General features: G+C 66.2%; 24 protein-coding genes. 5 read left to right on the forward strand and 19 right to left on the reverse strand.

What is annotated here, in order from left to right; all coding sequences use genetic code 11:
- Window positions 1-90 precede the first annotated feature (90 nt).
- Window positions 91-1,716, forward strand: a complete 1,626-nt coding sequence (locus AC3ANX_RS10225) for a hypothetical protein (protein WP_488333184.1) — start codon at window positions 91-93, stop codon at window positions 1,714-1,716.
- A gap of 2 nt (window positions 1,717-1,718) precedes the next feature.
- Here the strand turns inward: AC3ANX_RS10225 and AC3ANX_RS10230 are convergent, their stop codons facing one another.
- The 16 genes from AC3ANX_RS10230 to AC3ANX_RS10305 all read right to left on the reverse strand — a co-directional run bounded on the left by AC3ANX_RS10230 (window position 1,719) and on the right by AC3ANX_RS10305 (window position 15,930).
- Window positions 1,719-2,042, reverse strand: a complete 324-nt coding sequence (locus AC3ANX_RS10230; RefSeq protein WP_488333185.1) for a PilZ domain-containing protein — start codon at window positions 2,040-2,042, stop codon at window positions 1,719-1,721.
- Between the two features lie 82 nt (window positions 2,043-2,124).
- Window positions 2,125-2,358 carry a 50S ribosomal protein L31 gene (gene rpmE, locus AC3ANX_RS10235; RefSeq protein WP_488333186.1) on the reverse strand — a complete coding sequence of 78 codons (234 nt, stop codon included), beginning with the start codon at window positions 2,356-2,358 and terminating at the stop codon, window positions 2,125-2,127.
- A 71-nt stretch (window positions 2,359-2,429) separates the two neighbouring features.
- Window positions 2,430-2,660 carry a hypothetical protein gene (locus AC3ANX_RS10240; RefSeq protein ID WP_488333187.1) on the reverse strand — a complete coding sequence of 77 codons (231 nt, stop codon included), beginning with the start codon at window positions 2,658-2,660 and terminating at the stop codon, window positions 2,430-2,432.
- Between the two features lie 4 nt (window positions 2,661-2,664).
- Window positions 2,665-3,144 (reverse strand): 3-hydroxyacyl-ACP dehydratase FabZ, encoded by a 480-nt coding sequence (gene fabZ, locus AC3ANX_RS10245; RefSeq protein WP_488333188.1) that lies wholly within the window; start codon window positions 3,142-3,144, stop codon window positions 2,665-2,667.
- An 8-nt stretch (window positions 3,145-3,152) separates the two neighbouring features.
- On the reverse strand, window positions 3,153-3,875 hold the full coding sequence (locus tag AC3ANX_RS10250) for an OmpH family outer membrane protein (protein WP_488333189.1): 723 nt from the start codon (window positions 3,873-3,875) through the stop codon (window positions 3,153-3,155).
- On the reverse strand, window positions 3,875-6,706 hold the full coding sequence (gene bamA, locus AC3ANX_RS10255) for an outer membrane protein assembly factor BamA (protein ID WP_488336924.1): 2,832 nt from the start codon (window positions 6,704-6,706) through the stop codon (window positions 3,875-3,877). Before bamA ends, AC3ANX_RS10250 begins: the two co-directional genes overlap by 1 nt.
- A 122-nt stretch (window positions 6,707-6,828) precedes the next feature.
- Window positions 6,829-7,962, reverse strand: a complete 1,134-nt coding sequence (gene rseP / locus AC3ANX_RS10260; RefSeq protein WP_488333190.1) for an RIP metalloprotease RseP — start codon at window positions 7,960-7,962, stop codon at window positions 6,829-6,831.
- Window positions 7,959-9,116, reverse strand: a complete 1,158-nt coding sequence (dxr, locus tag AC3ANX_RS10265; RefSeq protein ID WP_488333191.1) for a 1-deoxy-D-xylulose-5-phosphate reductoisomerase — start codon at window positions 9,114-9,116, stop codon at window positions 7,959-7,961. The genes rseP and dxr overlap by 4 nt, the downstream gene beginning before the upstream one ends.
- Window positions 9,116-9,925 (reverse strand): phosphatidate cytidylyltransferase, encoded by an 810-nt coding sequence (locus AC3ANX_RS10270; RefSeq protein WP_488333192.1) that lies wholly within the window; start codon window positions 9,923-9,925, stop codon window positions 9,116-9,118. Before AC3ANX_RS10270 ends, dxr begins: the two co-directional genes overlap by 1 nt.
- A complete protein-coding gene (locus tag AC3ANX_RS10275; protein ID WP_488336925.1) occupies window positions 9,922-10,632 on the reverse strand; it encodes an isoprenyl transferase in 711 nt (236 codons plus the stop codon). Before AC3ANX_RS10275 ends, AC3ANX_RS10270 begins: the two co-directional genes overlap by 4 nt.
- Window positions 10,633-10,658: 26 nt before the next feature.
- Window positions 10,659-11,216 carry a ribosome recycling factor gene (frr, locus tag AC3ANX_RS10280; protein ID WP_488333193.1) on the reverse strand — a complete coding sequence of 186 codons (558 nt, stop codon included), beginning with the start codon at window positions 11,214-11,216 and terminating at the stop codon, window positions 10,659-10,661.
- A 1-nt stretch (window position 11,217) separates the two neighbouring features.
- The gene (gene pyrH, locus AC3ANX_RS10285) at window positions 11,218-11,889 is read right to left on the reverse strand and encodes a UMP kinase (protein WP_488336926.1); all 672 of its coding nucleotides are present in this window, start codon (window positions 11,887-11,889) and stop codon (window positions 11,218-11,220) included.
- Window positions 11,890-12,096: 207 nt separating this feature from the next.
- Window positions 12,097-13,035, reverse strand: coding sequence for a translation elongation factor Ts (gene tsf, locus AC3ANX_RS10290; protein ID WP_488333194.1), 939 nt, complete (start codon window positions 13,033-13,035; stop codon window positions 12,097-12,099).
- Window positions 13,036-13,122: 87 nt separating this feature from the next.
- A complete protein-coding gene (gene rpsB / locus AC3ANX_RS10295; protein ID WP_488333195.1) occupies window positions 13,123-13,965 on the reverse strand; it encodes a 30S ribosomal protein S2 in 843 nt (280 codons plus the stop codon).
- 405 nt (window positions 13,966-14,370) lie between these two features.
- Window positions 14,371-15,183: a CDP-alcohol phosphatidyltransferase family protein gene (locus AC3ANX_RS10300; protein WP_488333196.1), complete on the reverse strand. Its 813-nt coding sequence runs from the start codon at window positions 15,181-15,183 to the stop codon at window positions 14,371-14,373.
- Window positions 15,184-15,201: 18 nt separating this feature from the next.
- Window positions 15,202-15,930: a phosphatidylserine decarboxylase gene (locus AC3ANX_RS10305; RefSeq protein WP_488333197.1), complete on the reverse strand. Its 729-nt coding sequence runs from the start codon at window positions 15,928-15,930 to the stop codon at window positions 15,202-15,204.
- Between the two features lie 122 nt (window positions 15,931-16,052).
- On the opposite strand from AC3ANX_RS10305, the gene AC3ANX_RS10310 reads away from it, so the two are divergent.
- Window positions 16,053-17,279, forward strand: coding sequence for an NADP-dependent isocitrate dehydrogenase (locus AC3ANX_RS10310; protein ID WP_488333198.1), 1,227 nt, complete (start codon window positions 16,053-16,055; stop codon window positions 17,277-17,279).
- 108 nt (window positions 17,280-17,387) lie between these two features.
- On the forward strand, window positions 17,388-19,160 hold the full coding sequence (locus tag AC3ANX_RS10315) for a cation:proton antiporter domain-containing protein (protein ID WP_488333199.1): 1,773 nt from the start codon (window positions 17,388-17,390) through the stop codon (window positions 19,158-19,160).
- 34 nt (window positions 19,161-19,194) lie between these two features.
- Here the strand turns inward: AC3ANX_RS10315 and AC3ANX_RS10320 are convergent, their stop codons facing one another.
- On the reverse strand, window positions 19,195-19,860 hold the full coding sequence (locus AC3ANX_RS10320; protein WP_488333200.1) for an O-methyltransferase: 666 nt from the start codon (window positions 19,858-19,860) through the stop codon (window positions 19,195-19,197).
- A gap of 157 nt (window positions 19,861-20,017) precedes the next feature.
- Between AC3ANX_RS10320 and AC3ANX_RS10325 the strand changes: the two genes are divergently transcribed.
- Window positions 20,018-20,596 carry a TetR/AcrR family transcriptional regulator gene (locus tag AC3ANX_RS10325; RefSeq protein ID WP_488333201.1) on the forward strand — a complete coding sequence of 193 codons (579 nt, stop codon included), beginning with the start codon at window positions 20,018-20,020 and terminating at the stop codon, window positions 20,594-20,596.
- A gap of 3 nt (window positions 20,597-20,599) precedes the next feature.
- Here AC3ANX_RS10325 and AC3ANX_RS10330 read toward each other — a convergent pair whose 3' ends face one another.
- On the reverse strand, window positions 20,600-21,772 hold the full coding sequence (locus tag AC3ANX_RS10330) for a GGDEF domain-containing protein (protein WP_488333202.1): 1,173 nt from the start codon (window positions 21,770-21,772) through the stop codon (window positions 20,600-20,602).
- A 107-nt stretch (window positions 21,773-21,879) separates the two neighbouring features.
- On the reverse strand, window positions 21,880-23,688 hold the full coding sequence (gene mutL, locus AC3ANX_RS10335; protein WP_488333203.1) for a DNA mismatch repair endonuclease MutL: 1,809 nt from the start codon (window positions 23,686-23,688) through the stop codon (window positions 21,880-21,882).
- Window positions 23,689-23,842: 154 nt separating this feature from the next.
- Between mutL and AC3ANX_RS10340 the strand changes: the two genes are divergently transcribed.
- Entirely contained in the window at window positions 23,843-24,889 is a 1,047-nt protein-coding gene (locus AC3ANX_RS10340; protein ID WP_488333204.1) for a rod shape-determining protein, read from the forward strand.
- Window positions 24,890-24,998: the final 109 nt, after the last annotated feature.

Genomic DNA, 24,998 nt, shown 5'->3' on the forward strand with positions numbered 1-24,998 from the left:
CAGTGCGATCCGCGCGCGGTGATAAGCATAGCCGTACCGGCGCGGCAAGCCTATCGCGGTGGTGACGGCGCTCGACAACAATGAGGTGACATGATGCGGATTGCCCGCCGGACCTTGATCGCAGGCGCGCTGCTCGCGCCGTTCGTTGCGTGGCGCGCGGCAGCACTCGCCAGCGGTGCGATCGTGCGGCGCGTGGCGAAGACGGGCGGCGACGCGGCCGGCATCCCCGCCGCGCTTGCCGCGATCGGCGATGCCGGTGCGGCGCGGCGCTACACGCTCGACGTCGCGCCCGGCATCTACACCGACGTGGAATGGCACACGCGCAAGTTCGTCGATATCGTCGGCGCCGACCGCGCGACGACCATCCTGCGCGGCGAACTGCCCGACAGCGCCCCGGCCAAGGCGATCGAGGCCACTTCGACCTTGTGGCTCGACCAGACCGCTCGGCTCGAGAACCTCACCATCACCGCGCGCAACCTGCGCTATGCCATTCACCTCGAGACCAACGGGCATGTTCCCGGCGCGGTTCACGAGATCATCAACTGCACCGTCTCGCATCTCGGCAACACCGCACCGGCCAACACCTGGAAAAGCGACTATGCGGTCGGCGCGGGGCTATCGAGCGGCGTGCATGTCCGCCTCCAGAAATCGAGCTTCTCGGCACGGCGGGGCGCGTTCAGCTACCATACCAACGTCGACTTCCGTGCGCCGACGATGGTCGAGATCACCGATTGCGACTTCAGCGTGAAGGAAGCGGGCGGTGCGGCGCTCATCATCCTGCCGCTCGGCTCCGGCCAGCGCGATCAGTGCGTGCTGATCGGCAATCGGCTGCACGGCGCGATCCACTACGGCCCCTCGCCTTGGCTCCCCACGACGCTCGCCGAGCAACCCGCCGACCATGCCGAGATCAAGGTGAGCGGCCACGGCAATGGGCAAGTCGTGTTCGTCAACACGGATTTCGGTCTGGCGCTGATGATCGCCAGCGCAACCAAGGGGCCGGGTTCCTCGGTCCGCGTGTCGGGCGATGCGGTGCCGCTGATGTTCGGCGATGGCACGAACCCGAAGCTGACCACGGTGCCGGGCACGCCGGGCATGGCGGGGTTCGTCTATGGCTGGGGCGACATCTCAGGCAAGCCGGTCGGTCTGAAGCAGGACGTGACGATCACCAGCCTCGCGCACCGGCTCGGCAATTGCACCGCGCGGCCGCGCACGCTCCAGGTCGCGATCGACGGGGGCGCGCCTGTCACGGTGCGGTTCGCGCAGGATTATTCGGGCATGTCGAACGAAGCGATCATCGGCGTGATCGCGCGGGCACTCGGCCAACGCGCGACCGTGGGCACCTATGCGCCCGGCGCACGCTATCGCCCGAGCTTCGCCGACCAGGAAGCGATGCTGCTCAACGCTTCGAACACCGGCATCCCGATGGGAAGCGTCGTTGCGGTCGCGGATATGCCCGGAACGGTGCGGCTGATGACGGCGAACGATCACCCGTCGCTGCGGGCGGGTGTCGCGTGGGAGGATATTCCGGCAGGGCAGTCGGGCCGGGTGAAGCATAGCGGCCTGCTCGCCGCGAATGATGTGCGCTACGCGGATGCTGCCGCGCTCAGTCGCGGCGATCGGCTGTCGATCCATCCGGAGCAACCGGGCGCCTTACAGAAACACCCGCGAGGAGGTGTGCTCGCCGCGTTGCATGCGGATGTGCTGACATTGGCCTGATCTCAGGCCGCGCCGTGTGCGCCCGCAAGGCTCTCGAACGCTTCGTCATCCAGCGGGTGATGGAACTGGCACCCCGCGACGAACTCGTCGGCCCACATGATGGTCGCGCTGATCTGCCCGAGCTTGGGCAACGTCAGCCAGATCATCGAGCCGCTTTTGAGGGGGGAATAGGTGTGCAATCGCGCGCCGTGCAGGGACAGATCGGTGATCTTGCACAGGGTCCGGTCAAGACCACCCCGCCCGATCTTCGCGTCGAGCGACACCGGCGCGCGCGGGCTGCGGCGACGGCCATTGCTGAGCGCGGGTTCGTATTCGGCGGCGATCATGGCTTCCCCTCTCTACGCCCGGCGGCGCGAGAGGAGAAGCTAGTCCGCAGCGGTTAACGCGCCGCTAACGACCTCGGCGTGCTTACTTCTTGCCGCTGAGCGAAATGCCGCCGAAGCGCTTGTTGAAGCGCGCCACCTGACCACCGGCGTCGAGCATCTGGCCCTTGCCGCCGGTCCATGCCGGATGCGCGAGCGGATCAATCTCGAGCTGCATCAGATCGCCTTCCTTGCCCCAGGTCGAGCGCGTCTCGAACGTGGTGCCGTCGGTCATCTGGATCTTGATCGTGTGGTAGTCGGGATGGATGTTGCTCTTCATGTCGAATCTCCGGAAAATGTCGCTGGTTTCCGACCAGCCACGAAGGCGCGGCCCCTAACAGAGCTGCGCGCTCAGTGCAACTCGGGCGTGCGCCGCGCGGACAACCACCGCACCAAGGCGGTGACCGACCAGATCGCCTCGACTACGCCGAACGGCCACGCGCCTTGCAGGAACCCGTAGATCGACCCCAGCACACACCCGACGGCAAAGCCGAGGATCCACCACGTCGAACGGCTCTCCAGCGCGTAGCACAGCAACGTAAACGACAGCGCGATCAGGCCGAACCACGTCAGCCCGTCCACGGCCTCACGCCGCCTTGGGCGGGTCGGCGATCATCGCGGTGAAGTTCGCCTCGGCGGCCAGTTGGCCGTCGATCGTCGCGCGGCCGGCGAACTTGCAGACGCTCGCGCGCTTCTGAACGAACTCGACCTCCAGCTTCATCAGCACGCCCGGCTCGACCGGCTTGCGGAACTTCGCCCCGTCGATCGCCATGAAATAGACGAGCTTGCCAGAGCCAGCGAGGCCGAGGCTTTCGACCGCGAGCACGCCCGCCGCCTGCGCCAGCGCCTCGACGATCAGCACGCCGGGCATGATCGGCCGTCCGGGGAAATGCCCCTGGAAGAAGCCCTCGTTGATCGTCACCGCCTTGATCGCCGTGATCGACCGGTCGAGGATGATCTCCTCGACACGGTCGACCAGCAGCATCGGATAACGATGCGGCAGCGCCGCCATGACCCGCGCGATATCGAGCGGGCCGGTGGTGCGCGGTGCTTCGTCGTCGCTCATCGTCAGGATCAGCGGCCCTGCGGCGCGTTCTTAGGCGCAGCGCCCGCCGGCGCTGCCGCACCCTGCTGCTGACGCTGCATCGCGCTGTAGTAGACCAGCTGCTGATAGCGCTGGAAAAGCTGGCCGGTCTGCTGGCTCGGCTGCCAGTTGGCGGGCGGCGTGACCGAAACGGTCGGGGTCTGGCGATCGAGCTCGGCCTTGATCTCATCGGTCAGGTCTGCGTCGGGGCTGTTGTACTGAACCGCGCCGGCCGACAGCAGCAGGTTGACCTTCTTGGCAGCGACCACCGCCTTCATCGCGGCGTCGTACTTGATCGCGATCTGCTCGATCGCATAGGCCTGGGCGAGCGTGGCAGGCTGACGCAGCCGGCTGACTTCCTGCTGACCAGCCTTCTGCGCGGCTTCGAGCTTGGCGAGCGCCGGACTCTTGGCGGCCTGCGCGGCCTGAACCTCGGCGTCGGAGAGCTGCTTGTCCTTGTTGGTATCGATCGGCGCGATCAGCGTCTGCAATTCGGTATCGAGCGCCTGCTGGCGGGTACGCGCCTGATCGAGCTGCGCCTTGTAGGTCGTCGCGATCGACTGGTTGGCGGCGTCCAGCGCCTTGGCGCCGAGGATCACCGACTCGGGATCGGCGAAACCGATGCCCGAAACCTGCGCGTTCGCCTGACCGGCGAGGAACGCTGCCGGAGCGACAATGGCGCAACCGAGCAAAACCGTCTTGAACGTGTTCATCAGAATTGTGTCCCTACGTTGAATGTCACGAGCTTGGTATCATCGCCCTTCACCTTGAGAAGAGCATAAGCGACGTCGATGCGCAGCGGCCCGAACGGCGAGTTCCAGTTCACGCCCGCGCCGACCGACACGCGCGGCTGCGCCGAATCGCCAAGGAACTGTTCGAGGAACGGCGCGGTGCTGGTCGTGTACTTGGTGTTGATCGACGTGCCCGAGCAGGCGCCGCCTACGGTCGAGGAATAGCCGACCTGACAGGTCGTGGTCTGGCTCGGCGCGGTCGCATCGGTGGATGGCACGACGTATAGTTGCTGGCCGTTGCTGGCCAGTACGTTGCTGTTGATCGCTTGCACTGTCTGGCGACCGGTCACTGGGTCGACCGTCGTCAACAAACAATCGGTTGTCGAACCATCCGAACAGACCGGAACGGTCGCCTGCGGGCGCCGGATGCCCCACAACGCGCCAGCCTGAACGTAGATCGACGGGCGCAGCCCAAGTTCGCGCGCGCCGGAGCCGAGCGGAATCTGCATTTCGAGGCGACCGACATAATATTTGTTACCACCGAGCGCGTCGTCGGTGATGCTGTCCTTATCGGTGACGAGGATCTGCTTGCCGGTCGAATCGGTCGTGTACGGCGTACGCGTCACGCGCGGGCCAATGCCGCGAATGTCGAAGCCGGGGAAGTCGGGTTCGCCGAGATAGAAGCGATCGGTGATGCGGACCGGATCGACCCCCGCCGCCTTGCTGCCTTCGAGCGAGTGGATGTAGCCGCCTTCGACATGCAGTGAGCCGATGAAGCCGGCGCCGATGTTCTTGAACTTGGTCGCATCGAAGCGGGTGCGGATGTAACGCACATCGCCGCCAAGACCTGCAAAGTCCTGGCTCACGCTGAACTTCTGCCCCGCGGTCGGGCGCAGGCGGCTGTTGGTAGAATCGAAGATCAACGAATAGCCGACCGACGACGTCCACCGGTTGCCGATCGCCTCGCAGAGATAGCGACCGGCGGTGAGCACATTACACGAACCGTCCGACTTGAAGTAGGTCGAATCCAATCCGACCTGATCGTAGGTGAGCCCGTACCGCGCCGCCAGCGACCAATATTCGGTGAGCGGAATACCGGCACGAAGCTGGAAGCCGGTCGACACCTGCGTATAGGTCGTCTGGCGGCTGTCGCCGACGTAGTTGAACGCGTTGTAGTCGCGCCGGAAAATGTCGCCACCGATCGCGATGTTCTTGTTGAACAGATATGGTTCGGTGAAGCCGAGATCGACCGACTTGGAGTAATAGGAGTAGTTGACGCTGGCGCGCAGCTCCTGCCCCTTGCCGCGGAAGTTGCGCTGGGTGATTGACGCCTGGATGATGAAGCTCTCAAGGCTCGAATAGCCTGCCGACAGCGACAGCTCGCCGGTCGATTTCTCCTCGACATTGGCATCGAGCACGACGCGATCGGGCGAAGACCCCTGGCTCTGCTTGATCTCGAACTTGTCCTGGAAGAAGCCGAGCGAGTTGATGCGGTCCTGCGAACGCTTGACCTGGAAGCTGTTGAACGCGTCCCCCTCGGCAAGACGGATCTCGCGCCGGATCACCTTGTCCTGCGTCTGCGTGTTGCCGGTGACGTTGATCCGCTCGACATAGGTGCGCTTGGCCTCGGCGATGTGGAAGTTGATCCCCATCGTGAGGTTTTCTTTGTCGCGGTTGAACTCGGGGTTCGTATCCGCGAACGCATAGCCGACCAGACCCGCCGACTGGTTGAGGCTATCGACCGTGTCCTCGACCTTCTTGGCGTCGTACCAGTCGCCCTTCTTGATCGTGAGGCCAGCGGCGACCTTCTTGTTGTCGAAATCGCGAATGTCGCTGTCGACCGTCACGTCACCGAACTTGTAGCGCTTCCCTTCCTCCACCACGTAGGTGATGATGAAGTCCTTCTTGTCCGGCGTCAGCTCGGCGACGGCGGAGGTCACGCGGAAGTCGGCATAGCCGTTGGTCAGGTAGAACTGACGCATCTTTTGCTGATCGTACGCCATACGATCCTGATCGTAGCTCGTGTTCGAGCTGAGCAGTGTCGTAAGCCGCGCTTCCTTGGTCGCCATCTGGCCACGCAGCGTCTTGTCGGAGAACACCTCGTTGCCGAGGATGTTGATCTGGCGGACCTTGGACTTTGGCCCCTCGTTGATCTCGAAGATGACGTCGACGCGGTTCTGGTCGAGCGTGACCATCTTCGGCTCGATCGCGGCGGCGAAACGGCCCTGCCGGCGATACAGTTCGACGATGCGCGCCACGTCCTGACGGACGGCGGTGCGCGTGAAGATCTGGCGCGGCTTGAGCTTGATCTCCTTGGTGATCTTGTCTTCCTTCAGGCGCTTGTTGCCCTCCAGAATTACCCGGTTGATGATCGGGTTCTCGCGCACGCGCAGCACGATATCACCCGACACCGCACCGCTGATCTCGATATTGGCGAAGAGATCGCTGGCGAGCAGATCCTTGATCGCCTGATCGAGCAGTTCGTTGTTGTACGCCATGCCGACGCGCAGCTTGGTATAGGACAGCACCGTCTCGGGCTCGATCCGCTGCGACCCTTCGACGCGGAGCGACACGATCTTCTTGGCGTTGGGATCGGTGACGACCACCGCCGGGCTGTTCGAAGGCGGGGGCGGCATCGTGATCGGCTGCGCGGCACCACGCCCGCCGCGCTCACCGCCGCCACCGCCGCGGTGCCCGCCACCGCGGTGGCCACCCATGCCGCCGCCCTGGCCCATGCCGCCCATGCCACCCTGGCCCATCCCGTCCTGGGCGTTGGCCGCGCTCGGCATCGTGGAAAGCACCGTACCCGCCATAAGCGTGACGAGCACATACTTTCCGAACGTCGAAACCTTGATCGCTGTCACTTCCCACCCCAAATCGGAGAAAATATCACGCACGGGCCGCAACACCGCGGACCCGCCCTGCCTCACCTTCGTCAACCGATCAAGCCGGTGAGGTTCTTCCAGAGCCCAAACGATCCCAGATCGTTGAACGTCACCATCAGCATCAGCGCGAGAATCGCGGCGAGGCCGCCGCGAAACGCCCACTCCTGCACCTGCACCGGCACCGGCCGCCGCCGCGCGGCCTCGATCGCGTAGAAGAACAAATGGCCACCGTCGAGGATCGGAACTGGCAACAGGTTGATGAATCCCAGATTAATCGAGATCACCCCGATCATCCAGATCAATGCGGGCAACCCAAGCGAAAGCTGCTCGCCCGAAACCTTGGCGATGCGCAGCGGCCCGCCCAGTTCATCGACCGAGCGCCGTCCGGTGAGGATCTGCCCCAACCCGTCGAGCGTCCCGCGCAGGATCTCACCGGTCATCTTCACGCCCTGAACCGGCGCCTCCAGCACGCCGACCGGGCGCAGCACGGGCTTTGTCGGCGCGATCCCAAGCAGCCCCTTACGGAACTCGTTGCCGAACGCGTCGCGCTGCACCAGCGCGCCGATCGTCACATCGCGCGTCAGCGGCTGACCATTCCGTTCGAATGCGACCGTCACACGCTCATCGGGACGCAGGACGGTGAACTGGGCGAGATCGGCGAAGGTCGCCACGCCGCGCCCGCCGATGCTGGTGATCCTGTCGCCCGGCTGGAGACCCGCGCGCGCCGCCGCGCTTCCGGGCTGGATGGCACCGGCTACGGACGGCGTCGCGTTGACACCGTAGGCAAGCGCAAAACCCGCGAGGATCGCGATCGCGACGATGAAATTGGTGATCGGCCCCGCCGCGACGACGATCGCGCGCTGCCACACCGGCCGCGCCTGCAACGTGCGCGCGCGCTCCTCCGGCGGCAGCATCAGCCACGCGGCGTCGGGCTGGCTGGCTGCGTTCATGTCGCCGGCGAACTTCACATAGCCACCGAGCGGGAGCCACGAGAACTTCCAGCGTGTGCCGCGCCGGTCGGTAAAACCGAACACCTCCTGCCCGAAGCCGATCGAGAACGCGTCGATCTTAACGCCGAACATCCGCCCGGCGAGATAATGTCCCATCTCGTGCAGGAAGATCAGCGGGCCGATCACCAGCGCGAACGCCAGCACGGTCAGCAGGAAGCCGGGGCTATGGGTCACTGGGCGCAATCCTCTACTCGCTCGACCGCGATCACCCGCGCCTCCGCGTCGACGGCAAGCACGTCGGCGAGTGCCCCAGGCGCGGGCGGATCGTAGCGAGCCAAGGTATCTTCGACGATTGCGGCAATTTCGAGGAAGCCGATCTTGCGATCGAGGAAAGCCGCCACCGCGACTTCGTTGGCGGCATTGAGGATCGCCGGGCGCGCGCCACCCGCATCGAGCGCCTCGCGCGCCAGTCTGAGCGCGGGGAAGCGCACCGCATCCGGCGCCTCGAAGTCGAGCCGGCCGATGCCGACCAGATCGAGCGGCGCCATCGGTGTCGCCATACGGTCCGGCCAAGCGAGGCAGCTCGCGATCGGCACACGCATGTCGGGCGGGCCGAGCTGCGCGAGCGTCGAGCCGTCGACATATTCGACCATCGAGTGGATCACCGACTGGCGATGGAGGATGATCTCGATCGCGTCATGCGGCACCGGGAACAGCCGCGCCGCCTCGATCAGTTCGAGGCCCTTGTTCATCATCGTCGCCGAATCGACCGAGATCTTCGCGCCCATCGACCAGTTCGGGTGCGCCACCGCCTGCTCGACGCTGACGCCGCGCATCCGGTCGAGCGACCAATCGCGGAACGGGCCACCACTGGCGGTGAGGATGATCCGGCGCACGCGGTTGGGCCGCGCGACGTCGAAACACTGGAAGATCGCGTTATGCTCGGAATCGGCCGGCAGCAACGTCGCGCCGCTCCGTGCCGCCGCCGCCAGCACGACGTCGCCTGCCGAAACCAGCGGCTCCTTGTTGGCGATGATGACGGTGCGGCCCTGCTCGATGGCCGCCAGCGTCGGCTCCAGACCGGCGCACCCAACGATCGCGCCCATGGTCACGTCCGCGCCGAGATGGGCGGTGTCGCTGACCGCCTGCGCGCCGCCCGCCGCTTCGATGCCGCTACCCGCCAGCGCCTCGCGCAAGGCGCCGAGGCATCCCTCGTCGGCCACCACGGCACGCTTCGCGCGCGTGCGGATCGCCGCCTCCGCGAGCTTTGCGACATCGCGGTGCGCGGTGAGCGCGAGCACCTGAAAGGCACCCGGCTCGCGCTCGATCAGGTCGAGCGTCGAGGAGCCGACGGAGCCCGTCGCGCCCAGAATCGTAACCGTCTTCATCAGAAATAGAATCTCGGCAAGATGACCAGAAACGCGGCCACCGGCGCTACGGGCACGAGCCCGTCGAGCCTGTCAAGCACGCCACCGTGGCCGGGGAAGATGTTGCCGCTGTCCTTGACGCCTGCACGGCGCTTGAGCCAGCTCTCGTAAAAATCGCCGGCCTGCGCGATTACCGCGAGGAACGGCGTGGCCAGCGTCAGCCGCAGCGGCAAGCCATAGCCGTAATGCATCGCCAGCCCGAACAGACCCGCGAAGACCATGCCGCCGATCAGCCCGGCCCATGTCTTGTTCGGGCTGATCGCAGGCGCGATCTTCGGCCCGCCGATCGCACGGCCAGCGGTATAGGCGCCGATGTCGCACGCCCACACCGAGGCGAGCACCCACAATGTGAAGACGATGCCCTCTTTTTGTTCGCGGATCGCCAGCAGCGCGAGCGTCGGCAGGCCGACGTACAACGCGCCCGCCGCCAGCGTCGGCCGCTGCGTGACGATGACGATGAAGAACGCCGCGCCGGCCAGCAATCCGAGCGTGAAGAACCCCGGTCCCGCCATGATCGGCGCCATGACCGAGAGCGGCACGAACAGGGCGAACTGCGCGAGCCGCTTCAGTGACGGGGGCGTCTTCATCAGATCGGACCATTCCGCCATCATCAGCAGCCCGAGCGCGACGCAGACCACCCAGAACACGATGTCGCCCGCGACGATCGCGACCAGCGCCACCGCGATCAGCGCAATGCCCACGATAATGCGAAGCGCAAGTTCGGAAGGCCGCTTGCGCGGCGCGCCGTTCCGCACGGGACCGTCGTTCACAGGCCCCCAAACCGGCGTTGCCGCTGGGCGAAGGTCGCCACCGCGTCGGCCAGCGCGTCGCCGTCGAAATCCGGCCACAAGGTCTCGGTGAACAGCAGTTCGGCATAGGCCGCCTGCCACAGCAGGAAGTTGGACAGCCGCACCTCGCCCGACGTGCGGATCAGCAGGTCGAGCGGCGGGAGATCGTAGGTGTCGAGCTGCGATTCGATCAGGTCGGTGTCGATCGTGGCCGGATCGAGTTCGCCCTGCACCGCCTGCTCGGCCAACCGCCGCGCGACGTTGGCGAGTTCCGCCTGCGAGCCGTAGTTGAGCGCGACCGCGAGGATCGGCCCGGTGTTGCCGGCGGTGCGCGCGATCGCATCGTCGACGAGCACGACCAGATCCGGCGAGAAACGTCGGTAATCGCCGATCACGCGCAGCCGCACGTTCTCGCGCACCAGCTCGTCGAGATCGGAGCGAATGAACACCCGCATCAGCGCCATCAGGTCGCTGATCTCATCCTCGGGGCGCCGCCAGTTCTCGGAGGAGAAGGCGTAGAGCGTCAGCGCGTCGATCCCCATCGCCCGCGCGGCGCGGGTGACGCGGCGCACCGCGTCGATGCCCGCCTTGTGACCGGCGACACGCGGCAGGAATCGCTTCTTCGCCCAACGGCCGTTGCCGTCCATGATGATCGCGACATGGCGGGGTATCGCCACGCCGTCGGCCATCCGCGCAGCCGGGGCGGGCCTGGTGCTCACTTGCCCAGGATTTCCTTTTCCTTCGCGGTCGCCGCCGCGTCGATATCGGCGATGGTCGCATCGGTCAGCTTCTGCACCTCGGTCTCGAGCCGCTTGCGCTCGTCCTCCGAGATGACGCCCTTCTTCTCGTCGGTCTTGAGGCTGTCCATGCCGTCGCGGCGCACGTTACGCGCGGCGATGCGCGCGCCCTCGGCATATTTGCCGGCGAGCTTGGCGAGTTCCTTGCGGCGCTCCTCGGTCAGGTCCGGGATCGGCAGGCGCAGCGTCTGGCCGTCGACGATCGGATTAAGCCCGAGCCCGGCCGAGCGGATCGCCTTGTCGGCCGGGCCGACGTTCGACTTGTCCCACACCTGCACCGAGATCATGCGCGGCTCGGGCACCGATACGGTGGCGATCGTGTTGAGCGGCATGTGCGCGCCATACACCTCGACCGTGACCGGATCGAGCAGCGAAATCGACGCGCGGCCAGTGCGCAGGCCGCCGAGATCGCTCTTGAGCGCTTCGACGCTGCCGCTCATGCGACGTTCGAGATCAGCCTTGTCGTAGGCGGCCATGTTATTCTCCTTGAGCCTGAACGACCGTCGAGACGCCCTCACCACGCAGCACGGCGGCAAGATTGCCATGCTCGCGGATGTTGAACACGACGATCGGGATGTTGTTGTCGCGGCACAAGGCGATGGCGCTGGCGTCCATCACCTTGAGATCCTGCGCCAGCACCGTGCTGTAACCCACGGTTTCGAAACGCTTTGCGGTCGGCACCTTCTTCGGGTCGGCATCATAGACGCCATCGACCGAGGTGCCCTTGAACAAGGCGTCGCACTTCATTTCGGCCGCGCGCAAAGCAGCGCCGCTATCGGTGGTGAAGAACGGGCTGCCGACGCCGGCGGCGAAGATCACCACGCGGCCTTTTTCGAGATGGCGCTCGGCGCGGCGGCGGATGAACGGCTCGCACACCGATTGCATCGGGATCGCCGACTGGACGCGCGTATCGACGCCGATCTGTTCGAGCGCATTCTGCACCGCCAGCGCGTTCATGACGGTGGCGAGCATGCCCATGTAATCGGCGGTCGCGCGCTCGATGCCCTTGGCGGCGGCAGAGAGGCCACGGAAGATGTTGCCGCCGCCGACGACCACACACAGCTCGTAGCCGGCGGCGCGGGCATCGGCGATCTCACCGGCGACGCGCGCGGTGACGGCGGGGTCGATCGACAGACCGCCCTCGCCCATCAGGACTTCGCCCGACAATTTCAACAGGATGCGCTTGAATCTAGGATCGCTCACGGGATTCCATCATGTTGAGGGCGGGTGCGGGGCGGACCTTAGTCGCGGCCCTTCGCGATTGGAAGCGCGGAAACCGTGCTGAAGTTTTCGTCATATCGTGCAGACGAAACCGTCCGCCCGCCGCCGACATCCGGCAGCGGGCGGCACGGGATTTTACGCCTTGGCGGGAACGCCCGAGGCGGCGGCGACTTCGGCCGCGAAGTCGCTGACTTCCTTCTCGATGCCTTCGCCGAGCTGGAAGCGGACATAGTCCTTGAGCGTGATTGCGGTGCCGGCGGTCTTCGCCGCAGCGGCGATGACGTCCTGCACAGGGGTCTTGCCGTCCATCACGAACGCCTGCGTGAGCAGCGCGTTTTCCTTGAGGAACTTGTCGACCGGACCACGGATGATCTTCTCGACAACCTCGGGCGGCTTGCCGGCGATCTTGTCGGCGGCCTTTTCCTTGGCGATCGCGGCTTCACGCTCGACAATGGCGGGGTCGATGCCGTCGGTGGTCAGCGCGAGCGGGAAAGCCGCCGCGATGTGCATCGCGATCTGCTTGCCGAGCGGCTCGAGCACGTCCGCGCCCGCTTCGCTCTCCAGCGCGACCAGCACGCCGATCTTGCCGAGACCGGGGGCCTGGGCGTTGTGGATGTACGGCACGACTGCGCCGGCGGTCACTTCGAGGCGCTTGGCGCGACGGATCGCCTGGTTCTCGCCGATGGTGGCGATGTTGGTGACGAGCGTCTCCTCGACGGTCTTCTCGCCGAGCGAGGTCGCCTTGATCGTCTCGACATCGTCGCCCATTTCGAGCGCGACAGACACGACGTCGCGCACGAACGTCTGGAACTGCACGTTCTTCGCGACGAAATCGGTTTCCGAGTTCACCTCGACCGCAGCACCCTTGGTGCCCGACACTTCGACGCCGACCAGACCTTCGGCGGCGGTGCGGCTCGACTTCTTGGCGGCGGCGGCGAGGCCCTTGGCGCGCAGCCAGTCCATCGCGGCATCCATGTCGCCGGCGGCCTCGGTCAGTGCCTTCTTGCAATCCATCATGCCCGCGCCGCTCTTCTCGCGCAGGTCCTTCACCGCAGCGGCTGTGATATCGGCCATGTCAAATTCCTCATCAGGTTTTGCAGATATGGGTACGGACGGGGTAAGGCCGCGCCCTACCCCGTCCATATGTCAGTTCAGCGACGCTCAGGCGTCGAGCTGGCGTTCGCTCTCGGCGGCCATCTCGACCTCGGGCGCGACCGGCGGCACATCGCCTGGCTCGGCGGCCGGCGTCTCGACGGTCAGTGCTTCCTCTACCGGGGGCTGCTCCATCGCACCGAAGTCATGGCCGCGACGGGTCGCCTGCTCGTGGCCACCGCGCGTCGCCGCGATCGCGACGGCTTCGCAGTACAGGCGGATCGCGCGGCTCGCGTCGTCGTTCGCCGGAACCGGGAAGGCAATGCCATCGGGCGAGACGTTCGAATCGAGGATCGCGACGACCGGGATGCCGAGCGTGTTGGCTTCCTTGATCGCCAGCTCTTCCTTGTTGGCGTCGATCACGAACATCACGTCCGGAATGCCGCCCATGTCGCGGATGCCGCCGAGCGACAGTTCGAGTTTGTCCTTCTCACGGGTGAGCTGGAGCACTTCCTTCTTGGTGAGGCCGTGCGTGTCGCCCGAAAGCTGCTCCTCGAGCGCCTTCATGCGCTTGATCGAGTTGGAGATCGTCTTCCAGTTGGTGAGCATGCCGCCCAGCCAGCGATGGTTGACGAAATGCTGGCCCGCACGACGCGCGGCGTCAGCGACCGGCTCCTGCGCCTGACGCTTGGTGCCGACGAACAGCACCTTGCCGCCGGCGGCGGTCGACGCGCTGATGAACTCGAGCGCGCGCGCGAGCAGCGGCACGGTCTGCGAGAGATCGAGGATGTGGACGCCGTTGCGGTCGCCGAAGATGTAAGGCTTCATCTTCGGGTTCCAGCGGTGGGTCTGGTGGCCGAAGTGCGCGCCCGTTTCGAGCAATTGCTGCATGGTGACGACAGGTGCCGCCATAGGATCATTCCTTTCCGGTTAAGCCTCTGGGAAGCGAGTGATCCTTGAGGGCTACCCTCCGGACACCGGCCTATATGCTTCCCATGTGGGGTGTGAAGACGCGCCCGTTAGCGCGGCCTTTCGCGAAAATCAAGCTTGACACTAGGTACAAATGCGGAACATACCATGGTCAACAGCGGTACATGGAACAAAGCTGTGGGTAAGTTTCTTTTAACCGGGAAGTTCACCCGCGTATTCAGGGATTTGAGCGAATGGTCGCAGTTCTCGATAGCATGATGTTCGCCGCGGCCTTCGCGGCCTCGGTATGGGTTTTCGCGTTCACGCTCCTGCCGGCTATGCCGCGGATCGTGGCGCTGCTGCGCGGCGAGGCGGACGGTGCGTTCGCCGCCAACGCGTTCGTCGTGGTTAGCGAACGTCGGGTCCGGACGCGGGCACGGCCGGCGCCGCGGGTCCGCCCGGCAGCGATTCGCGAAGCCGCCTGACCCGGCGATAGCTGGCGATGCTGAACGGCAGCGTCGCCAGATAGCCGATGCACAGTGCGGTCAGCGTATGCCACGGTGCCGTTATCAGCGCGGCGCCGAGCAGCACGACGAAAGCGATCGCCTCGAAGCGGATATGGTCGCGTAGCTTGAGCGACCCCCAACTGAACGTGGCGACGCTGGACACCATAAGCGCCGCGATCGCCGCTACCCACGGCAACACGATCGCGGGCGAGCGGAGCCACGGCTGGCCGGTCCAGAACCATAGATACAGCGGCAGCATCGCCAGCGCGGCACCGCCCGGCGCCGGCACCCCGGTCAGAAAGCCGGCGGACTTGTGTGGTTGTTCGCGCACGTCGATGTTGGCGTTGAACCGCGCCAGTCGCAGCGCACAGAACACCGCGAACACCATCGCGCACAACCAGCCGACGCGCGGCACATCCTTGAGCGACCACAGATACAGGATCACTGCCGGCGACACGCCGAACGAAATCGCATCCGACAGCGAATCGAGTTCCGCGCCGAACCGGCTTTCCCCACGCACCAGTCGCGCCACGGTGCCGTCGAGCCCGTCGAGTACGGCAGCGATCATAATCATCGCCACCGCCGCCTCCCAGTCGGCCGAGATCGCATAGCGGATACCGGTCAGCCCGAAACACAGGGCCAATGCGGTGACGGCGTTGGGGGCGACCGCGCGAAGCGGCAGCCCGCGCTGCGTGCGGCGAAGCGGGCGGCGCATCCTAGCGGCGTGCCTTCGTCATTGCGAAATTCCGACCGTCACGATGCCGCCGACGCGGCCCAGCACCGTCTCGCCGGCGATGCTGCGCTGGCCGAGCGCGACCTGGCAGGCGCAATCCTCGGGCAGGAACACATCGACGCGGCTGCCGAAGCGGATCAGCCCGACGCGCTGCCCGCGCGCGACCATGTCCCCCGCCTTGACGAACGGCACGATCCGCCGTGCGAGCAGGCCGGCGATCTGCGTGAAGCCGATCCGCCGCCCGTCGCGATCCTCGACGACGATATGCTGGCGCTCGTTCTCCTCGCTCGCCTTGTCGAGATCGGCGTTGAGGAACTTGCCGGAGATATAGACGACCTGCCGGATCGTCCCCGCGATCGGCGTGCGGTTGATATGGACGTCGAACACCGACATGAAGATCGACACCCGCACCAGCGGCAGCTCGCCGAGGCCACCCGGCCCGGCGATCTCGCGCGGCACCGGCACCCGCTCGATCATGGTGATGAGCCCGTCGGCCGGAGCGATCACCAGCCCCTCGCCTTGCGGCGTGACGCGGACCGGATCGCGGAAGAACAGCGCCACCCACGCGGTGACGGCGATCATCGGCCAGGTCAGGATCGGAACGAACAGCCAGACCACGAAGGTGATGACGGCGGCGATCGCAACGTATTTGCGCCCTTCGGGGTGCATGTCGGCGAAACGCCATTTGACCGTGGAGGTGGTGATTTCGGGTTTTTCGAGCGAAGGCATCGCTTCGACCTACGCGCTGGCGCACCCCAACACAATTGCCGTCGCATGCTCCGCGAGCGGTTGATCCGCACGCACCTTGCTCCTAGACGCTTGCCAAACCTCCTCCTGAACAAGAGAGACATATGGCGAAGATCAAGGTGAAGACGCCCGTCGTGGAGATCGACGGCGACGAGATGACGCGGATCATCTGGCAGTGGATCCGTGAGCGGCTCATCCTCCCCTATCTCGACATCGATCTCGAATATTACGATCTCGGCGTGCAGAAGCGCGACGAGACCAACGACCAGATCACCATCGATTCGGCCAAGGCGATCCAGAAGTACGGCGTCGGCGTGAAGTGCGCGACGATCACCCCGGACGAGGCGCGCGTTCAGGAATTCGGCCTCAAGCAGATGTGGAAGTCGCCCAACGGCACGATCCGCAACATCCTCGGCGGTACGATCTTCCGCGAGCCGATCGTGATCTCCAACGTGCCGCGCCTGATCCCGGGCTGGACCAAGCCGATCGTGGTCGGCCGTCATGCGTTCGGAGACCAGTATCGCGCGACCGATTTCCTCGTCCCCGGCCCCGGCAAGCTGCGCCTGGTGTTCGACGGCGCGGACGGCACCAAGATCGACAAGGAAGTGTTCGACTTCCCGTCGCCCGGCGTCGCGATGGCGATGTACAACCTCGACGATTCGATCCGCGATTTCGCGCGCGCCTCGATGCACTACGGCCTCAACCTGAAGTGGCCGGTGTACCTCTCGACCAAGAACACCATCCTCAAGGCGTATGACGGTCGCTTCAAGGATCTGTTCCAGGAAGTGTTCGAGACCGAGTTCAAGGACAAGTTCAAGGAAGCCGGCATCGTTTACGAGCACCGCCTGATCGACGACATGGTCGCATCGGCGCTCAAGTGGAACGGCGAGTTCGTCTGGGCCTGCAAGAACTACGACGGTGACGTCCAGTCGGATCAGGTCGCGCAAGGGTTCGGCTCGCTGGGCCTGATGACCTCGGTGCTGCTGACGCCGGACGGCAAGACGGTCGAGGCCGAGGCCGCGCACGGCACCGTCACGCGCCACTTCCGTATGCACGAGCAGGGCAAGGCGACCTCGACCAACCCGATCGCGTCGATCTTCGCGTGGACGCGCGGCCTGATCTACCGCGGCAAGTTCGACGGCACGCCCGAGGTGACCAAGTTCGCCGAGACGCTGGAGAAGGTCTGCATCGAGACCGTCGAGAGCGGCAAGATGACCAAGGATCTGGCGCTGTTGATCGGCCCGAACCAGGCATGGATGACGACCGAGCAGTTCTTCGAGGCGGTTCGCGTCAACCTCGAAGCCAAGATGGGCGAAATCCTAGCCGCCTGATGCCAATGGCCGCTCGCCTGCGGGCGGGCGGCCATCCGATACCGATTAAAGTGACAGAACCGTCACTCACCGGCTGACAAGCCCGGCACGATCCGCTTAGATGGCCGTATGGCACTGGCGCTCGACAATAACGGCCTGAGCGACACGCTCGTCATCCTTGGCGCGGCGGGGCTCGTGATCCCGACATTCGCGCGATTCCGGATCAGCCCGGTGATCGGCTTCATCCTCGTCGGCGTGCTGGTCGGCCCGGCCGGGCTCGGGTCACTGGTGGGGAGCTACCCCTGGCTCTACTACATCACCATTTCCGACACGCACGCGATTGAGCCGTTCGCCGAATTCGGCATCATCCTGCTGCTGTTCTCGATCGGACTCGAACTGTCGTTCCGTCGACTATGGGCGATGCGCGCGCAGGTGTTCGGCAATGGCGCGGCCGAACTGATCGGGTCCGGGCTCATCATCGGCGTCGCGCTCCACCTGCTCGGGCAGGAATGGCCGGGCGCGATCGGGCTCGGCTTCGCGCTGACGCTCTCCTCCACCGCGCTGGTGCTGCCGATCGCGGGGACGACCAGCGCGGTCGGGCGGTCCGCGTTCGCGATGCTGCTGTTCGAGGATCTCGCGCTGGTGCCGATCATCTTCGTGCTCGCCGCGTTCTCGCCGAATGCGAGCGGTGGCGACTGGGCCTTCGTCGGCGTGCTCGCACGCGGGCTGGTGACGGTGGCGGTGATGTTCATCGGCGGGCGCTTCATCCTGCCGCGGCTGTTCGCGCAGGCCGCGCGCACCAAGAGCCCGGAGCTGTTCCTCGCCGCATCGCTGCTGATCGTGATCGCCGCCAGCCTCGCCACGGCGGCGGCGGGGTTGTCGCCGATCGTCGGCGCGCTGCTCGCCGGGCTGCTGATCGCGGAGACGGATTACCATAGCGAGGTCGAGGTGATGACCGCGCCGTTCAAGGGGCTCGCGCTCGGCGTGTTCCTCATCACCGTGGGTATGAGCCTCGATCTGCGAACGGTCGTGGAGAATTGGGCGTCGCTGCTGCTCGGCATCCTCGGCGTGATCGCGGTCAAGTCGCTGGTGACGTTCGCGTTGCTCAAGCTCGGCAGGGTCAAGTCGGGCGTGGCGGCGGAGACCGGGCTGCTGATGTCGAGCCCGTCCGAAACCACCCTGATCGTGCTCGGCACCGCCGCGCAGGCCGCGCTGATCGCGCCGTCGACCGCCGCCTTCTGGCAGACCGTCACCGCGATCGGCCTCACCATCACCCCGTTGCTTGCCTGGGCGGGGCGGCGGATGGCGCTGCGGATCGAGGATTGCAGCGGTGGCGGCGATGCGCCCGAACTGATGATCCCGCGCGAGGGGCCGGGCACCGTCGTCATCGGGTTCGGCCGGGTCGGGCGGATGGTGGCGGACATGCTCGCCACGCATGGCCAGCCCTATGTCGCGGTCGAGGCGGATATCGACACGGTGAAGGCGGCGCGGCGGGACGGCTATCCGCTGATCTTCGGCGATGTGTCGCGACCCGAACTGGTCGACCGGCTCAATCTCGGGCGGGCCAGAGCGCTGATCCTGACGATGGACGATCCGGTGCTGACCGTGCAGCTCACGCGGCGCGTGCGCGGCTGGGTGCCCGACCTGACGATCATCGCACGCGCGCGCGACGTCGATCATGCCGCCGAGCTGTATCGCGCCGGCGTTTCGGATGCGGTGCCCGAGACGCTGGAAAGCTCGCTGCAATTGTCCGAGGCGGTGCTGACCGATCTCGGCGTCGCGGTCGGGCCGGTGATCGCCTCGATCCACGAAAAGCGCGACGAACTGCGCAACGGCATCAAGCAGGCGGCCGATCTCGAACGGCTGCCGCGCCTCAAGCGGGTGCGGGTGAGCGAGGGCTGAGCCCTCGCCCTACCCCCTGCTTGCCTCGGCCGCTTCAGGCAAGCCGCATCGACAGCTCGACATCGAGGCCGAACGGGATCGACAGATACGCACCGTCCGCCGCCCGCACGCGCGCGACATAGTCCGGGCACATGTCGGCATTGTCGGCGATCAGCAGCGCGCCCGGCCGCAACCGGCTTTCGAGCAGATCGAGGATATCGCCGTACAACGCCTTGGCGCCATCCAGCAGCACGAGGTCGATCGTCTCCGGCAGATCGCGGGCGAGGGTTTCGAGCGCATCGCCTTCGCGGAGATCGATGAGGTCGAGCACGCCACCCGCCGCCAAATGCCCGGTCGCGCGCGCGACCTTCGACGGTTCGAACTCGGTGGTGATGATGCGGCCGCCTTGCCCGTCGCGCAGCGCAGCGGCGAGGTGGAGCGTCGAAATGCCGAACGACGTGCCGAACTCGATGATCGAGGTCGCGCCGGTCGCGCGCGCCAGCATGTAGAGCAGGACGCCAGTCTCGCGCGAGACGGCGAGCGGCGAATCCTTCATGCGGCCGTAGAGGTCGCGATAGTCCGTCTTGCTGCGGAGCATCGCGGCGCGCTCCGCCGTCGAGAGGTCGGCAAGCGCGGGCGGCAATCCGGTGTCGCTGCGATCGGCATCGGCGAACAACGCTGCGAGCAGCGGCGCGATCGGGGCGGTGGTAAGGCTGGACATATCTGTCTCCGAAAAGCGCGCGGTGTTGCGCACCTCGCAAAAATACGAATAATCCATCGCATTCCCTAGTCGCATCCCGGAGCGCGCGTTGGCCGATCACGAGAACCCAAGGATTTCCGCGCGCAAATCGCCACGGCAGGCACGTTCGGCTCAGCTCGTGGCGGACATTCTCGAAGCCGCCGCTCGCGTTCTGGCGGAGGACGGCGCGCACCGTTTCACCACCGCGCGAGTCGCGGAACGGGCCGGGGTGAGCGTCGGCTCGCTCTACCAGTATTTTCCGAACAAGGCGGCGATCCTGTTCCGTCTGCAAAGCGACGAGTGGCGCGAGACCGGCGCGTTGATGCGCGCCATCCTTTCCGATCCGGCGATCGCGCCCTTCGATCGGCTACGACGGCTCGTCCATGCCTTTGTGCGTTCGGAATGCGAGGAGGCGGAGATGCGCATCGCGCTCGACGATGCCGCGCCCTATTACCGCGACGCGCCCGAAGCGCAGGTGCCGCGCCTGCGCGGCAGCCCGATCATGCAGGCGTTCATGGCCGAGGCGTTACCCGCGTGCGACGCGACGACACGCGACATAGCCGGCAATCTGGTAATGATGACGCTTGCCGATGCGGGCAAGCGACTGTCGGAGGATCGGGCGCTGGCCGGTGAGATCGACACCTATTCCGATGCGCTCGCCGATATGTTCGTGACCTATCTCGAAAGGCTGCGAACCGACGCTGCACCCACGCGATGAGCCTCAGGCCGCCGCGTGGATCTCGCACGGACGCGCGGTTTCGACACGGTTGCGGCCCAGCGTCTTCGCCAGGTACAGCGCGCGGTCGGCGGCGGAGAGCAACTCGGCGATGTCATGCGCATCAACGCCATATTCGGACAGGCCGATGCTGACGGTGGCGGTGAAGCGCACGCCACGTTCGCCGTGGATGATCGTCTCCGCCAGATGCCGGGCTATGCTTTGACCGACCAGCCGGCCGCACGCCCCATCGACGCCCGGCAGCAGCGCGGCGAACTCCTCGCCGCCCATGCGCGCCGCGATCGCGTCGACGCCGATCGCATCGCGGACGAGCCGGGCGAACACGCGCAGCACTTCGTCACCGGTCGCGTGGCCGTAGCGGTCGTTGACGCTTTTGAAATGGTCGAGATCGAACACCAGCAGCGTCATCGGTCGGCGCGGGTCGGCGCGATGCAGCAAGCGCGCAGCCTCCTCGAAGAACCAGCGCCGCGTGGCGAGGCCGGTGAGGTAATCGGTGTGCGAAACATCGAGGATGTTGCGATGCGCCTCTTCCCGCAGCAATGCGAGCGCCGCCATCGGCAGGCAGACCGAGTAGAGCACGCCGTCATACATCGTGATCTTCCCCGCCGCCGCGACGAGATCGGCACCGTAGCGCGCGGCCAGCACGGGCAGCGCGACCGTGCGGCCGATATAGAGCAGCGCATGCACGCCTGTCACCGCCGCGACGATCCAGCGCGCGCGTAACGGTCGTGAGCGGTCGCCCCGCAATGCCTCGTACGCCGTCACCGTGGAGACCAGCGCGACGGGCACGGCGCCGCCATAGCTCCACATCGCCGCCTCGGCCACCGGGCCGATCGCCAGCCAGGCCAGCATCAGGACGGTCATCAACGCGGCACTTGCCACGCGATAGTGTCGGCCGCCGAGCATCGCCACGCCGTCGAGGATCAGCAGATATCCCGCCGCGATGGTGAGGCTGCCGAGCGCCGAGCCGGCAACGCCGAGGTGGCTCCGCACGGTCGCCACCGCACAGCCCACCGCAAGCATCGCATAGCCGCTACCGAGCGTGACGAGTTCGCGACGCCGATCCGGCAGCGCCTGACACTCCCACACGGTCATCGCCGCGCTGACGAGCAGCGTTCCGATCGCGAGGACATAGAGTGTGAAAAGGTCGAAGTGCATCGCCACCTTCAGTCGGGTGATGGCGGCGTGCTAGCCCGGAATGGGCGAATTTTCTCTTAACATTACCGGTCGGGAAACCTTGTGGCGGATCGGTCGTTGTGGGCGGCTCACCGCCTTCCGAACAGCTTCTCGATATCGCCGTGTGCGAGTTTCACCCACGTCGGGCGGCCGTGGTTGCACTGGCCCGAATGCGGGGTCACCTCCATCTCGCGCAGCAGCGCGTTCATCTCGGCGACCGACAGCACCCGACCGGCACGCACCGAGCCGTGGCACGCCATCGTCGCGGCGACGTGATCGAGCCGTTCCTTGAGGCTCAGCGCCTCGTCGAAGGCGGCGAGTTCGTCGGCGATGTCGGTGACGAGGCCGACGACGTCGCCCTGCCCGAGCAGCGCCGGCACGCCGCGCACCAGCATCGCGCGCGGACCGAAGCGATCGAGATCGAGCCCGAACTCGGCCAGTTCGGCAGCGCGCGCTTCAAGCCGGTCGCAGGCAGGTTCGTCCAGCTCGACCACTTCGGCAAGCAGCAGCGCCTGTGACGCCACGCCGCCATGTGCCATCGCCTTGCGCATCCGTTCGAGCACCAGCCGCTCATGCGCGGCATGCTGATCGACCAGCACCAGCCCGTCCTCCGCCTCGGCGACGATATAGGTGCGCGCCACCTGCCCGCGCGCCACGCCGAGCGGGTAGCGCTCCGTTTCCGGCGGCGGGGTGTAGGCAGGCTCTGCGCGCGCTTGCGGGGGTGGCGCGGAGAAGGACGGGCGGCGATCGAACACCGCGTGCGCGCTAAGAGACGGTGTCTCCTCTCGCACCCAGTCGGCCACACCCGCAAACGCCGGAGCCGGCGCGCCCCACAGATCGGGCTCGTGGGATGGCGCTACCGGCTCGCTGCGCCACATCTCCAGCGCGCCCGCATCCGGGCGCTGCACGCTGCGGTGCCCGGCCGCGTCGAGCGCGCGCTTCAACCCGCTCACGATCATCCCGCGCACCAGCGCCGGCTCGCGGAAGCGCACCTCGGTCTTGGCGGGGTGTACGTTCACGTCGACCAGATCGCCGGCCAAGTCGAGGAACAGCGCCACCACCGCATGCCGGTCACGCGCGAGCAGTTCGGCATAGGCGCCGCGCACCGCGCCGGCGAGCAGCCGGTCCTTCACCGGCCGGCCGTTGACGAACAGATATTGATGATCGGCGATGCCGCGGTTGAACGTCGGCAGCCCGGCGATGCCACCGAGCGTCACGCCCTCGCGCTCCAGATCGATGCCGATACCGTTCTCGATCAGCCCGCGATCGGTGAGCGCGGCGACCCGGTCCGGCAGGCTCTCGCCCGCCGCGACGGTCAGCACCCGCCTGCCGTCATGGTCGAGCGTGAAGCCGATGTCCGGCCGCGCCATCGCCAGCCGCTTCACCACATCGAGGCTGGCGGCATATTCCGACCGCGCCGAACGCAGGAACTTGCGCCGCGCGGGCACGCGCTCGAACAAAGCCTCGACACGAACGCGCGTACCGGGGGGAATCGCTGCTGGCCCCTCGCCCGTCACCGCGCCATTGTCGACGATTCGCGACCAGCCTTCTTGCCCACGCAGCCGCGACTCCAGCGAAAGCCGCGCGACGCTCGCGATCGAGGGCAACGCCTCGCCGCGAAAACCCAACGTCGCAACGGCTTCGATCGCTTCGTCGGGCAGCTTAGAGGTCGCGTGCCGTTCGAGCGCGAGCGTCATGTCGGGCGGCGTCATGCCGCAGCCGTCGTCGGTCACTTCGATGAGTTCTGTCCCGCCTGCGGCGAGCCGAATGGAAATGCGCGTTGCACCCGCATCGATCGCGTTTTCGACCAGTTCCTTCAGCGCGCTGGCAGGGCGTTCGACCACCTCGCCGGCTGCGATTCGATTGACCAGATGTTCGGGAAGGCGCCGTATTGACATGAGTCATGCTGTAGCCCAAGCGCAGCCATCCCGCGACCCGCATTCACCTTACGCGATCTGGGCAACAGCTCTGGACGCACTGGCTATGAAAACGAAGCGCGGAGCAGTGCGAATTGCCGCGTCGTAGCCGCCGCGGCCCAGAACGGAACGATTCATGGCCTTCTTCTCGCGTTTCTTCAAATTCATGTCGCATGACATGGCGATCGATCTCGGGACCGCGAATACCGTCGTTTATCTGCGCGGGCGCGGCATCGTGCTCAACGAGCCGTCGGTGGTGGCGGTCGAGACGCTCAACGGCGTCAAGCGCGTGAAGGCGGTCGGCGACGACGCAAAGCTGATGATGGGCAAGACGCCGGACAGCATCCAGGCGATCCGCCCGCTTCGCGACGGTGTGATCGCCGACATCGACGTCGCCGAGCAGATGATCAAGCACTTCATCCACAAGGTCCACGGCGGGCAGCGGCGCTTCATGCGCTGGCCGCAGATCGTGATCTGCGTGCCGTCGGGCTCGACCTCGGTCGAACGTCGCGCGATCCGCGATGCCGCCTCGAACGCGGGCGCCAGCCAAGTGTGGCTGATCGAGGAGCCGATGGCGGCGGCGATCGGCGCGGACATGCCCGTCACCGAGCCGATCGGCTCGATGGTGGTCGATATCGGCGGCGGCACCACCGAAGTCGCGGTGCTGTCGCTCCGTGGCCTCGCCTACACCACGTCGGTCCGCGTCGGCGGCGACAAGATGGACGAGGCGATCGTCTCCTACGTGCGCCGCAACCACAATCTGCTGATCGGTGACGCCACGGCCGAGCGGATCAAGCAGGAAGTCGGCGTCGCCAAGCCCCCTGCGGACGGCATCGGCCTGACGATCCACATCAAGGGTCGCGATCTCGTCAACGGCGTGCCCAAAGAGATCCAGATCAACCAGGGCCAGATCGCCGAGGCGCTGTCCGAACCGGTCGGCACGATCGTCGAAGGCGTGCGCATCGCACTCGAGAACACCGCGCCCGAACTGGCGGCGGATATCGTCGATCAGGGCATCGTCCTCACCGGCGGCGGCGCGTTGCTCAAAGGCATCGACGACGTGCTGCGCGACGAGACCGGCCTGCCCGTCACCGTCGCCGACGATCCGCTGACCTGCGTCGCACTCGGCACCGGCCGCGCGCTCGAGGACCCGGTGTTCCGCGGCGTTCTGCACAGCGCGTAGGCGATATGCGTCGCCGATGTCGCGCGAATGCGATACCGGCTACGCAAGATCGTCGGCCAAGTGTAAGGGACGACAGGCTTCCAACCGCCGGTAGCGGCATCGGACGAGG

This window comes from Sphingomonas sp. BRN-1R, from assembly GCF_057748035.1.